We start from the raw sequence: 12,852 nt of genomic DNA, 5'->3' as shown, positions 1-12,852 counted from the left end.
TTTAAATTTTTGTTTATTTTAAAGTAAGAGGTAGCACAAAAATGGAACAGAAATAAAAGAAAAGAGGATTCCAAAAGCAATGGAACTCACTGCAAGATTGGAGTCTAGTTTCGCCTTGATAATCATTGCTCCAGCAAGCGCCATTGTTGGCATAGAGGATTCCAAAATTGCAAGAATGCTATTTGGGCTAAAATCTGCATTGAGGAGTTTTAAGATTCCAATAAACAATAAAGGCGTAACGAGCGTTTTGCATAAAATGACAATCGTCGCGCTTTTGTAAGCACTCTTGATTGCTCCAAATCCAAGTCCAAGCCCAATAGCAAAGAGTGCAACAGCAGTAGTTGCACCGCCTAATGCACGAATGGGACCAAAGATAAAATCCGGTAATTCAACGAATTTACACAAAAATCCTAATGTCAGCGCGATAAAGGGAGGGAAAATCAAAATGCGCTTGATGTTTTGCAAAAAACTAATGGGCTGATTTCCTCCAAGGGATAAAATAAAGGGTGCGAGGAGTGAAAAGGGCAGAGCTGTGGCTAAAGCATCATAAAACACGACTTTGCCAATGAAACTTGTATCATAAATGCCTACAACAATAGGAATCCCAATAAAAAGCGTGTTTCCAAAAGACGAAAGTAAGAACATACTAATGATTGTTGCGCGTGAAAACCGAAAAAAATAGCCAATCATCATCGCAATAAGTCCCCCAAATAAACTACAAGTAAGCCCTGTTAAGATTAGTAGAGTTAAAGTTAAATCAAGATTTAAATGATAAATTCCATCAAAGATAAGACAGGGAATTGTAAAAGTGATTGCAAAATCCAAAAGAGTGCGGGATTGCTTTTGTTTTAAAGCCCCAACAAGTTTTGCAATATAGCCACCCATAAGTAAAATAAAAATAGTAAAAAGTGGGTTAAAAATAAACATTAGTATCCTTAAGAGTGATATTTGTGAGGGACAAAATTATAATATCAAAATCTTAAGTTGGAGTTGAATTTGGATATAATCCTTTTTTTTGATTTCAAAAGCGGTTTTCAAATTGTGATGAAGCGATTTTAAGGAAATACAATGCAACAAATTATTTATCTAGCAGGCGGTTGTTTTTGGGGTGTGCAAGGCTATTTTGACAGATTAAATGGCGCAATAGAATCGCAAGTGGGTTATGCCAATTCTGAAGTAGAATTTCCAACTTATGAGCAAGTTTGTAGTGGCACGACAGGTGCGGTGGAGACTTTGAAGTTTATGTTTGATGAGGCGAAGCTGACTTTAGATGAAGTTTTGGCACGATTTTTTAGCATTATTGACCCTTTTGCTTTGAATTATCAAGGCAATGATAGAGGGACGCAATACCGAAGTGGTATTTATGCGCAAGATTCTCAAATGCTAGAAAGAATCCAACAATTTGTAAAATCTTATCAGCAAAAATTACCCAACAAGATTGTTACAGAAGTTGGAATCTTAAAAAATTTCTATCCCGCAGAATCTTATCATCAAAAATATCTTGCCAAAAATCCTTATGGCTATTGTCATATTGATTTAAGTGCTGCACTGCGTCCTTTGTAATCTAAGATTGTCATATTCGGAAAATTTGTGTAATGTTAATATTTGTAATAACTTAACAACTTTAAAAGTTGTTAAGAATTTATTTACAGACTTTTTTAAGGGCTTTGCGAAGTTGTTTAACCTGTTTTCTAGGAATAATAACTTCCCATTGTGTTGGAGAATCGCTAGTATCCTCTAATCCAACCACAATAGAGACCGCTTGATATTTTTTGTCCTTTTTACTAGGAATATCAAAAGATGAAACAACAATATTTCCATTTTTTACTAAGTCTCCTCGCAATGGAATCGTATAAGTTACTTTTTTGATTCTTTGCTTCATTTAAGTTACTTTTTTGGAGTTTTCGTTTCTTTTGTTGTTTCTGCTTTTGTTTTTTTGTCTTTTTTTACTTCTTTTTCTTTTGCTTTAGCTTCTTTTTTCTTTGCATCTTTACATTTTTTGCGTGCTTTTTTTGCTTCTTTTAAAGCTTTGCAAGATTCTTTAATCTGTGTTAAGGGAATATGAACTTTCCAGCTTTCTTTTCCTTCACCCAATGAAGCACAGATGCTTACAACTGCTTTGCTACCTTCCCCATATGGCTCTTCAATCACCGCAAATTCAAGAGTTCCACCCTCACAACATTCTAAAGGAATCGTTTTATAAACTACTGCCTCTTTCATAAATAACCTCCATTCAATATTGTAAATCTTTTATTGATACAAGATAATATAACCTAGTAACTTAAAATACTCTTAATATTTTATTTCTTTTTTAGCATTTTTTTGAGTAAAGCTTGCAGTTTAAGCCAATCTTGAATTGGCAAAAGCGGGTGTCCTGAAAATTTCCCAAATGCGGGCAAGCTTTTGCTAATCGCGCCTCTTGCACCTATTTGTGTGAAATCACCAATATGTAGATGTCCCGCACTCCCACTTTGCCCTCCTAGCACTACATTGCGCCCTGTAGTTGTAGAGCCAGAGATTCCAGCTTGTGAAACAATGATAGAATATTCTCCAATGTTACAATTATGCCCAATTTGCACGAGATTATCTATTTTTGTTCCTTGTTTGATTCTTGTTTGTCCAAAAACTGCGCGGTCAATTGTTGTATTTGCGCCGATTTCTACATCATTTTCTAGCACAACTTTACCATTATGATAAATTTTGATATGTTTCCCATCTTTTGTATGCGCATAACCAAATCCATCACTGCCAATAACACTATTTGCGTGGATTCTGACATTATCCCCGATTTCACAATCATTATAAATGCACACGCCCGGAAACAAAACGCAGTTTGCGCCGATTTTGACATTCTCTCCAATCGTTACACTAGGCATAATCGTGCAATTTGCACCGATTTCACTTCCATTCCCAATCGTTGCATTAGGGGCAATGTAAGCAGAATCTTGAATCTTTGGAGATTCTTTGGAATCCAAAAGCGGTTTGGCAAAGTATTTTGTCAGATATGCCATTGCAAGGTAGGGATTTTCGCAGATAATTGCAAAAGCTGAATGCGGAATCGCCTGTAAATGTGTTTTGCGCACTAAAACAGCTTTGGCTTTGGTTTGTGCAATTTGTTCAAAATACTGCTCTTTTTCCAAAAAAGTAATGGAATCGTCTGTGGCTTCTTGTGGAGATTCTAAATTGTGGATAGGGAAAGAATCCAAAAAACTAGAATGTTTTACCCATTTTGTGCCATTGTGATACATTACGCATTCTAAAGCATCTTCTTGGTTTAGGATTTCAATAATTTTTTTAAATTCCATATTTTGCCTTAATTATTAGTCTCAATTGCCAAAATCCCACTACGTGTAATATCCTTTGGTTTATGAGTTTTTAGTGCATTGAGGAGTGTATTAATGCGCGTATGTGTATCGCACGCTACAAAAATAGCGCATTTGTCATTGACTTCTAAAAGTCTTCCATTAAACGCACTAAAAATCGCACTAATTTCGCTCAAATTGCTTTCTAGTCCAAATTTTACTAGTAGAGATTCTTGTTCAATCATTTGTTCGTTTTCTAAGACTTTCAGCACGGGAATGAGTTTGTGCAGTTGCTTGATGATTTGTTCAAGCACTTTGTTATCGCCTTTTGTGGCGATTGTAATGCGAGAAAGATTAGAATCCAAAATCGGCGCAACGGTGAGAGATTCTATATTGTATCCTCTACCTGAAAATAATCCACTGATACGAGATAATACGCCGTGTTCGTTGAGAACGGTAACTGCAATCGTGCGTCTAATTTCCATTGCTTACTCCTTATAATCCAACATCATATTAAATAGTGCGCCACCTGTTGGCACCATAGGCAAGACATTTTCCATTCTGTCAATACGCACATCTAAAAGCGCGGGTTTTTGGGAATTGATTGCCGCATTTAATGCGCTGATAAATTCCTCTTTGGTCTTGCAAACATAGCCTACCCCGCCAAAAGATTCTACCAATTTGACAAAGTCTGGTTGTTTTTCTAAGTCTGTTTCTGAATAATGTTTGTCATAAAAGAAAGTTTGCCATTGACGCACCATACCCAAATAATTATTATTTAAAACAATGTTGATTACAGGGATTCCATAAACTGCGCAAGTCATTAGCTCTTGAATATTCATCAAAATAGAGCCATCTCCACTAATGTTAATGGAAACTTTATCGGGAAATGCGCATTTTACTCCCATAGCAGCGGGCAAGCCAAACCCCATTGTTCCTAAGCCTCCGCTACTGATGAATTGACGCGGAAAGCTAAAGGGATAAAATTGTGCCGCCCACATTTGATGTTGTCCGACATCTGTGCTTATTAAAGCATTTTCACCTATGATATCCCCAAGCTTTTCAATAACCCATTGGGGTTTAAGTTGTGTTGTAGAATCTTGATAGCTTAGAGGGTGTAATTTGTTATATTGCGCCAAACGCTCGCGCCACGCTAGGATATTTTGTGTCGCATAATCTTCGCGCAAAAGTGGCAAGAGTTCCTCTAAAACATTGCTAACATCGCCTACAATAGGGAAATTTGCTTCTACGATTTTACTAATGCTGCTAGGGTCAATATCCACATGCACGATTTGTGCGTATTTACCAAATTCACTTAATTTGCCTGTTACTCTATCGTCAAAACGCGCTCCAAGTGCGATGATAAGGTCTGCTTCGCTCATCGCCATATTTGCAACATAGCTTCCGTGCATTCCTACCATACCCAAAGAATCCGGATTGTTTGTGCTTAGGATTCCACAAGCCATAAAGGTATTAACGGCAGGAATATGTGTAATTTCGCAAAGTTCCCGAATTAGTTTCGCAGATTTTGATGCAATACAGCCACCACCTAAATACAAGAGAGGCTTTTTTGCTTCTTTGATTGCAAGGGCAACTTTTTTGATTTGGCGCGGGTTGCCATTATAGGTTGGCTTATAGGTTTGCAATTTGATATTGTCTGGATAATTAAATTCACCTATTGTCGCAGTGATGTCTTTTGGAACATCAATATGCACAGGACCGGGACGCCCGCTACTTGCGATATAAAATGCTTCTTTTAGGATATAGGGTAGTTCTTCAATCGTTTTTACCAAGAAATTATGCTTCGTGCAGGGGCGCGAGATTCCAACTGCATCAATTTCTTGAAATGCATCTGTCCCAATCAGGCTTGTCGGGACTTGTGCGCTAATGATGACTAAAGGTACAGAATCCGCATAGGCAGTCGCAATGCCTGTAATGGTGTTTGTGAAGCCCGGACCGCTTGTTACAATGGCAACTCCTACCTTGCCACTTGCCCTTGCATAGCCATCTGCAGCGTGCACTGCTGCTTGTTCGTGGCGTGTTAAAATATGCTTAAAAAATTTCTGCTTATAAATCTCATCATAAATATTCAAAGCAGCCCCACCGGGATAGCCAAAGACAATTTGCACGCCCTCATTTTTGAGTGCGTGAATTATCATTTCTGAACCATTTAATTGCATAAAAAATCCTATTTATTAATGTTTGTCTTATTTTAATTTTAAAAATCTTTAAAAATCATTAATTCATTGAAGCGAATCTTGTGATTTTATTGCGCATTTCATATCGTGATTTTGTTACGCATTTTATGTGGGGTTTGCACTATAATTTTGCTGCATTCAATACAAAAGGAGTGAGCATGCAACAAGATAAAGAAAATTTGAGCAGAAGGGATTTATTAAAAGTTCTAGGCGCAAGTGGTATCGCACTAGGAGGCGTTGGTTTATCAACACCAACAAAGGCAGAGGCGAAATCCGATAAAGCCCCAAATATTGTGATTATTGGCGCGGGACTTGGCGGAATCTCTTTGTCTGCAAAATTAGTAAAAGAGTTGCCAAATGCTAAAATTAAGCTTTTTGACGCAGATCCGATTCTGTATTATCAGCCGGGATTTACATTAATTGCCGCTGGAATCTATAACAAAAAAGATACAGAATACAACAAAAAGGATTTGATTGATAGCAAAGTGGAGTGGATTCAAGAAAATGTGAGTGCGGTAAATCCAAATGCTAACAATCTAGCGACAACAAGCGGACAAGTTTATCCCTATGATTATCTAGTCATTGGCACAGGAACGATAAATCAGTTTGAAAAGTATCAAGGATTGACAGAAGAATTTGTCAATGACCCAAATACGAATGTTACAAGTATTTATACTCCCGATGGGGCAGTCAAGGCGCAAAGTATGATGAAAAAGGCAGCCAAAGAGGGAGGAAAAGTGATTTTTGCAGAGCCAAACACACCGATTAAATGCGGTGGTGCTAATAAAAAAATCAATTTCTTGTTAGACGATTTAGGCACAACAAATAACACGCGTCAAAAAATAGATATGAGCTTATACACAGGCGGTGGAGCAATGCTTTCAAGTCCTACACACGCTAAAATGATTGAGCAGTTTTTCATTGAACGTAAAATGCCATATTTTATGCGTAATTTACTTGTAGAAGTGGATACTGCGCGCAATATTGCTGTGTTTGAAAAATTAATGCCTTATACAGAAAATGGCGTGCAAAAGGTTGCAAAAGAAAGGTTTGAAAAGCCCTATGATTATTTGTTTGTGATTCCACCGATGAAAACTGCGGATTTCATCACAGAAGCAGGTCTTGCAATCACAAAAGGGCATACTGCTGGGAATTGGGTAGATGTAGATTCCTATACCTTGCAGCATAAAAAATATCCAAATATCTTTGCGATTGGGGATTGTGCAGGTATTCCAAAAGGAAAGACAGGAGCAAGTATCCGCAAACAATATCCTGTGATTGCAGAGAATCTTATTGCGCACTTAAATAATCAGCCACTTAAAGCGAAGTTTAGCGGTTATACTGCTTGTCCTTTGCTTACGCGTTATGGCAAAGCGGTAATGGTTGAGTTTGATTATGAAGGCACAGCACCAAGTATGCCTTGTTTTGGAGCGACAAGAGAGAGTTGGTTGAATTGGTTTGTAAAAGCGTATTTGATGAAGCCAATGGTAATGAGCGGAATGATTCACGCAAGAGCATAAGGAGAAAAAAATGAGTAATTTAGATAAAACAATCCGATTAATCGTAGCAATGTTATTGTATTTTGTGTTTGGCTTTGTATGCCAAAGCTGGTGGTGGCTTCTCTCGCTATTGCCATTACTTAGCGCAGTGTATGGTTACTGCCCGATGTATAAGTTTCTTAAAAAATAAATTTTGGATTCCTTTTTGGGAATCCGATTCCATTAAAAAATTTCATACAAAGAGTTTGCCTTTGCCATCCATTTTTCAAGTTCGTCCCATTTTTCTTCTTGAATGAGTGTTTGTGCAAAATGAATTTCTTTTTGGAAAAAGTCAAGAGATTTGAGAAGCTCTTCGCGATTTTGTTTGGAGATGTCGCACCACATTCTTGAGGAGCTCTTCGCGATTCTAACCATACTTTTGAATCCGCCGCCAGCAAGGGCTAAAATATCGTTTGGGTTTTGCTGTGATAGCACAGTATTGGCAAGCGCATAGCTGATGATGTGGGGCAAATGGCTGATAAAGGCTGCGTGGTTGTCGTGAGATTTGGAATCCATTTTGATAATGTTCATTTTGAGCGCGACAAAAATTTCTTTTGCCATCGCAACTTGTAATTCCCCACTTTGTTCTAAATCAGTCAAAACCAAAATATGATGTGGCAAAAGCTCTTTAAAAGCGGCTTTGGGACCGAAATTTTCTGTCCCACTCATTGGGTGGGCGCAGACAAAGTTTTTGCGAATCTCTGGAGGCACACTTTTAGAAATTAGATGTTTGGTGCTTCCTAAATCAATAATCGTGCAGTGAGGTGCGACACCAACAAGACTAGGTAGAAGTTGTAAAATCGCTTCTACGGGAGTTGCAAGAAAAATAACATCACAAAGCTTAATTTCTTCTAGCTCTACCCCCTCATCTACAAGCCCCAAAGAAAGTGCTTGTTGAAGATGCAAGGGATTATTATCTAATCCAACAATACGTTTAAACATTCCTGTTTCTTTCAGTGCAAGCCCTAATGAGCCGCCAATAAGTCCAAGTCCAATGATTCCTGCCTGCATAATCTGTCCATTGCGTAAAATTTATAAAATTATATATTTTTTTAGCTTTAGTTGTGTTATTTAATCTACTAAGGTATAATTATAGCTTTTAAAATTAGGTAAAAATTATTTTTAAGGTTTTTAATAATGCGTTTCTTTTCTAAAACTTTTTTCTTTCCCGCAACTCTATTGATTTTTTCAACAAATCTTTTTGCCGCTTTGCCAATTATCAAAGAAGTGCGCTATGAGGGGCTAAATTATATTTCCCCTCTGATTGCCAATGAAATTACCAAAGTTCGGCTCAATGAGCCGCTAGATATAAATTTGGTGGATACTTCTATCCATAGCTTTTATTCACAAGGCTACTTTAAAGATATTTGGGTAACAGAAGAAAATGGAATCTTAACTTTTCACTTTTTGGAAAAACCCGTCATTGCAAGCTTGATTGTCAGCGGTTATGGAGCAGGAAAAGAACAAGATGTGATTGATAAAGAAATTGGATTAAAAAAAGGCGATGTTTATGATGAGGCAAAAATCGCTAATGTGCGCAAAAAAATCATTGATTTAATGGAAACGCAAGGGTATTATGACACGATTGTTGAGGTAAAAACAGAAGAGATTTCTACTAATGCTTTGAAAGTTACCTTAGAAATTAACAAAGGTGAGGAAATCATTATTCAAAAAGCAAATTATTATGGTAGAGAAAATTTAAAAATTTCACGCATTGAGGCAGCAAGCGCAAATAAAGAAAGGGAATTTCTTGGTTGGATGTGGGGATTTAATAGCGGTAAATTGCGTGTTAATGAAGTGGAAACTGATGGACATAGAATCCGCGATTTGTATATGCAAAAAGGCTATTTAGACGCAGAAGTAAGCACGCCTTTTTTGAAAACGGATTTTACAACTTATAAGGCAGAGCTTGATTTTTATATCAATGAGGGAGAACTCTATAAGGTTTCAGAGGTAGAAATTGTTTTAGAAGAAGATGTGATTGTGCTAGAAGAATTATATGATGTGATAAAAGTTAAAAAGGGCAAAAAATTTAACATTGACACAATGCGTAAGGACACAGAGGCAATCCGCTACAAAATAGGAGATTTGGGCTATGCTTTTACGAGGGTAACGCCGGATTTAGACAAAGATAAAGAAAATAGTGAAGTAAGAATTGTTTATTATGTGCAGCCAGGCAAAAAAGTACATATTAATGATGTATTGATTTCGGGAAATAATAGAACGCTTGACCGCGTGATTCGTCGGAATGTTTTACTTGCACCGGGCGATGAATATGAAATGAGTAAGATTACTTTATCTAAAAATGCAATTATGCGAACAGGAGGATTTGAAAGCGTAGAGATAGAAGAGGAGCGGATAGATGAGGAGCGCGTTAATCTGCTTGTAAATGTCAAAGAGGGTAAAACAGGGGAATTTACCTTTGGAATCGGTTATGGAAGCTATGATGGGTTAATGGGAAGCATATCTGTCAAAGACCGCAATATTTTTGGAACAGGCTTAACTGCGGGGATTTATTTGGATAAAAGTGAAGTTTCTAACTCTTATCGTGTGAATCTTTATAATCCTGCGGTGTTGGATAGTGATTATTCTTTGGCGACAGAAGTTTATCAAATGGAATATGATGATTATGATTACACCGAAATGATGACAGGGTTTAATATTGTTGGAGGGCGTAGAATCTGGAATCAACTAGACTTGACTTTGGGCTATACCTATCAAGAAACTAAGCTTTCTAACTTTGATAATGCCTATCTTCGTGACCTTTATACTAAATATTATGGAGGAGATAGATACGCGAAATCTTCCGTGATTCCGGGACTTAGTTACGATAGCACAGACGCCTATTTTTTCCCAAAAAGCGGAATAAAAGCGACAGGTAGCACGGAGTTTGCAGGCATTGGAGGGGACGCGGAGTTTATCAAATATTATGGAACTTTCAATTTTTACCATTCCATTGAGGATTGGACGGATTTGGATTTGATTTTCAGATACCGCGCAAAGGCTGGGTATGCTCAAGATGAGGGCTTTTTGCCTATCAATGAGAAATTTTATCTAGGGGGTGTTAATAGTGTGCGAGGATTCCAGAATCGCTCTATTACGCCACGCGATAAAGATGGGCTTAGAATCGGTGGAAAACAAATGTTTTATAACACAGCAGAATTAAGCTATGGTATGTTTGAAACAGTCCAAATGCGATTCCTTATGTTTTATGATTATGGAATGATAGGGCAAAAAAATATTAACGATATTAAGCGTAGCTCTATTGGTGTTGGGATTGAATGGATTTCTCCTATTGGGGCAATCAACTTCCTCTTCCCACACGCATTAGATGATAAGCCGGGTGATGATACTTCCTCTTTTGAATTTACAATGGGGCAGAGATTCTAATGGAGAATCTTAAAAGTATGCAGGAGGTTTTTGTCAAAAATTCGCAAGAGGCGAATGCTGTCGTGAAAGTCAAATTACCACGAATTAGCAAAGAGGAGATTTTGGATTTAATGCAAAATGCTTCTCTTAAAGAATTGGGTGAGCAAGCGTTTGCTATCAAAAAACAGCTGCATTCTGATAATATCACGACTTTTGTTGTGGATAGGAATATTAATTATACCAATATCTGCTGGGTGGATTGTAAGTTTTGTGCCTTTAAACGTAGAATCAATGAGAATGAAACTTATATTTTGAGCTTTGAAGAGATTGATAAAAAAATAGACGAATTGTTAGAAATTGGCGGCACACAGATTCTTTTTCAAGGAGGAGTACATCCGAGCCTAAAAATTGAATGGTATGAGGATTTGGTGCGACACATTGCACAAAAATATCCCCAAATTACCCTGCACGGATTCTCTGCGATTGAGATTAATTATATTGCAAAGATTTCTAAAATCCCTATTGCTGAAGTTTTAGCACGCTTGCAAAAGTGTGGTTTGTCCTCCATACCTGGTGCGGGTGCAGAAATTTTAAGTGATAAGGTGCGCGATGTGATTGCTCCTAAGAAACTAGATAGCGAAGAGTGGATAGCAGTGCATAGGGAAGCCCATAAGCTAGGAATGAAAAGCACAGCAACAATGATGTTTGGAAGTGTAGAAAAAGATGAGGATATTGTGGAGCATTGGACAAGAATCCGAGATTTGCAAGATTTAACCAATGGCTTTAGGGCGTTTATTTTGTGGAGTTTTCAACCTGCTTTTACACCATTGCAAAAGGAATTTCCTCATCTGCACAAAGCCTCTTCAAACCGCTATTTAAGATTGCTTGCGTGCAGTAGAATCTTTTTAGATAATTTTCAAAATATTCAAAGCAGTTGGGTTACGCAAGGTTCTTATATTGGACAACTTGCATTGCTGTTTGGGGCAAACGATTTGGGTAGCACGATGATGGAAGAAAATGTTGTTGCAGCCGCAGGAGCTAGTAATTCTATGAATCAAGCAGAGATGGTTTCTTTGATTCGCGATATTGGCGAGATTCCGGCGAAACGTAATACGGCTTATAGCATTTTGGAGCAATTTTAAGGTGAGAAAGTTTTTTATAATTTTTTTTAGTCTCTGGATAATGAAAGGAAGTTTGATGGCACTTGAGATGAAAAAGCTACACATAAAAGGTGTAGAGATTCCTGTAATTTATGAAAGAAATACGCAGCTACCTTTGTTTTATATTCAGCTTGTTTTTAAGGGCGCAGGCGGAGTGAGTAATGGTAAAAGTTTAGGACTATCGGATATTACAAGCTCTTTGCTTAATGAGGGCACAAAGGAACTAGGCGTTACAAAATTTTCTAAAAAACTAGAAGAAAAAGCCCTTGCGTTGAGTGTGGGAAGCGGATTGGAAACATTGAGTTTTACATTAAGTGGAATGAGTGCAATGCAAAAAGACGGAATCGCATCTCTCAAGGAATTGCTCCAAAGCCCAAATTTCACGCAAAAAACATTGGATAAAGTCAAAGAAAACTCCTTAGTAGCAATTTTGGAGCGAGAAAGTGATTATGATTATCAAGCAAGTAGAGCATTAAAATCTATGTTATTTAAGGGAGGCGCATTAGAATTTCCTCTAAGTGGTACGCAGGATTCCATTGCCAAGATTACCCTAAAGGAAGTAGAAAATTTTTATCGGCAGCATATCAATTTAAATTCTCTGATTCTTATTGTGGGTGGGGAATTGGAATTTGAAAGTGTTGCAAAAGAATTAGAAAATGCGCTTGAATTATTGCCACAAGGTAAGGCAGAGGAACTTAAACCCATCTTTGCGAATGATTTAAGGCAAACCAAACGCTTGCTTAAAGACACGCAGCAGGCTTATATTTATTTTGGCGCACCCTTGAATGTTGATAATTTGCAAAAGGAATCTGCGTTGATTAAGGTCGCGTCTTTTGTGCTTGGAGGCAGTGGGTTTGGCAGTCGTATGTTGGAGGAAGTGCGCGTGAAAAGAGGGCTTGCTTACTCTGCGGTTATGCGACTAAACGCAACACATACGCAAGCATCAGCACAAGGATATTTGCAAACAAGTCTCAAAAATGAAAAAGAAGCTCAAAATCTCGTGCAGCAGGTAGTAGAAGAATTTGTTGCAAAAGGAATCACGAGCAAAGAATTGCAAGAAGCAAAGGATTATTTACTAGGAAGTGAGCCTTTACGCAACGAGACGCTTTCCCAAAGATTAGGCACAGCATTTAATTATTATTACAATGGCTTGCCTCTAGATTTTAACAAAAAAGTGTTAGAAGAGATTTCAGAATTAACTTTAGAAGAAGTCAATCGTTATATTAAGACACATCAAGAAATCAAGAATCTTAGTTTTGCTATTATCAGCGCAGAAGATTAGCTA

General features: G+C 37.5%; 13 protein-coding genes. 6 read left to right on the top strand and 7 right to left on the bottom strand.

Annotation, left to right across the window (positions count from 1 at the left end; all coding sequences use genetic code 11):
- Window positions 1-18: 18 nt before the first annotated feature.
- Window positions 19-927 (bottom strand): AEC family transporter, encoded by a 909-nt coding sequence (locus tag K2N75_RS02845; RefSeq protein WP_297679309.1) that lies wholly within the window; start codon window positions 925-927, stop codon window positions 19-21.
- A gap of 141 nt (window positions 928-1,068) precedes the next feature.
- Here K2N75_RS02845 and msrA point away from each other — a divergent pair, with 141 nt between their 5' ends.
- The gene (gene msrA / locus K2N75_RS02840; protein ID WP_297679311.1) at window positions 1,069-1,563 is read left to right on the top strand and encodes a peptide-methionine (S)-S-oxide reductase MsrA; all 495 of its coding nucleotides are present in this window, start codon (window positions 1,069-1,071) and stop codon (window positions 1,561-1,563) included.
- Between the two features lie 79 nt (window positions 1,564-1,642).
- On the opposite strand, the gene K2N75_RS02835 is transcribed toward msrA, so the two are convergent.
- The 5 genes from K2N75_RS02835 to K2N75_RS02815 form a co-directional block, all read right to left on the bottom strand.
- Window positions 1,643-1,882, bottom strand: coding sequence for a hypothetical protein (locus tag K2N75_RS02835; RefSeq protein WP_297679313.1), 240 nt, complete (start codon window positions 1,880-1,882; stop codon window positions 1,643-1,645).
- A 5-nt stretch (window positions 1,883-1,887) separates the two neighbouring features.
- Window positions 1,888-2,220 carry a hypothetical protein gene (locus tag K2N75_RS02830; RefSeq protein ID WP_297679315.1) on the bottom strand — a complete coding sequence of 111 codons (333 nt, stop codon included), beginning with the start codon at window positions 2,218-2,220 and terminating at the stop codon, window positions 1,888-1,890.
- Between the two features lie 80 nt (window positions 2,221-2,300).
- On the bottom strand, window positions 2,301-3,305 hold the full coding sequence (gene lpxD / locus K2N75_RS02825) for a UDP-3-O-(3-hydroxymyristoyl)glucosamine N-acyltransferase (RefSeq protein WP_297679317.1): 1,005 nt from the start codon (window positions 3,303-3,305) through the stop codon (window positions 2,301-2,303).
- An 8-nt stretch (window positions 3,306-3,313) separates the two neighbouring features.
- Window positions 3,314-3,787 carry an acetolactate synthase small subunit gene (gene ilvN, locus K2N75_RS02820; protein ID WP_297679319.1) on the bottom strand — a complete coding sequence of 158 codons (474 nt, stop codon included), beginning with the start codon at window positions 3,785-3,787 and terminating at the stop codon, window positions 3,314-3,316.
- A gap of 3 nt (window positions 3,788-3,790) precedes the next feature.
- A complete protein-coding gene (locus tag K2N75_RS02815; RefSeq protein WP_297679321.1) occupies window positions 3,791-5,482 on the bottom strand; it encodes an acetolactate synthase large subunit in 1,692 nt (563 codons plus the stop codon).
- A gap of 176 nt (window positions 5,483-5,658) precedes the next feature.
- Between K2N75_RS02815 and K2N75_RS02810 the strand changes: the two genes are divergently transcribed.
- Together K2N75_RS02810 and K2N75_RS02805 are read left to right on the top strand one after the other, a co-directional pair.
- Complete coding sequence (locus K2N75_RS02810) at window positions 5,659-7,020, top strand: FAD/NAD(P)-binding oxidoreductase (RefSeq protein WP_297679323.1); 1,362 nt, start codon at window positions 5,659-5,661, stop codon at window positions 7,018-7,020.
- Window positions 7,021-7,030: 10 nt separating this feature from the next.
- Window positions 7,031-7,189 carry a YgaP-like transmembrane domain gene (locus K2N75_RS02805; protein WP_297679325.1) on the top strand — a complete coding sequence of 53 codons (159 nt, stop codon included), beginning with the start codon at window positions 7,031-7,033 and terminating at the stop codon, window positions 7,187-7,189.
- Window positions 7,190-7,221: 32 nt separating this feature from the next.
- On the opposite strand, the gene K2N75_RS02800 is transcribed toward K2N75_RS02805, so the two are convergent.
- On the bottom strand, window positions 7,222-8,049 hold the full coding sequence (locus K2N75_RS02800; protein ID WP_297679327.1) for a prephenate dehydrogenase: 828 nt from the start codon (window positions 8,047-8,049) through the stop codon (window positions 7,222-7,224).
- A gap of 126 nt (window positions 8,050-8,175) precedes the next feature.
- On the opposite strand from K2N75_RS02800, the gene bamA reads away from it, so the two are divergent.
- The 3 genes from bamA to K2N75_RS02785 are packed head-to-tail and all read left to right on the top strand — an operon-like array spanning window position 8,176 to window position 12,849.
- A complete protein-coding gene (gene bamA, locus K2N75_RS02795; protein ID WP_297679329.1) occupies window positions 8,176-10,428 on the top strand; it encodes an outer membrane protein assembly factor BamA in 2,253 nt (750 codons plus the stop codon).
- Window positions 10,429-10,445: 17 nt separating this feature from the next.
- Complete coding sequence (locus K2N75_RS02790) at window positions 10,446-11,549, top strand: dehypoxanthine futalosine cyclase (protein WP_297679467.1); 1,104 nt, start codon at window positions 10,446-10,448, stop codon at window positions 11,547-11,549.
- Window positions 11,550-11,604: 55 nt separating this feature from the next.
- Complete coding sequence (locus K2N75_RS02785) at window positions 11,605-12,849, top strand: pitrilysin family protein (protein WP_297679331.1); 1,245 nt, start codon at window positions 11,605-11,607, stop codon at window positions 12,847-12,849.
- Window positions 12,850-12,852 lie beyond the last annotated feature (3 nt).

Source organism: Helicobacter sp. (assembly GCF_029067145.1).
GTDB lineage: Bacteria > Campylobacterota > Campylobacteria > Campylobacterales > Helicobacteraceae > Helicobacter_D.
This window is presented reverse-complemented; position numbering and strand designations above follow the sequence as displayed.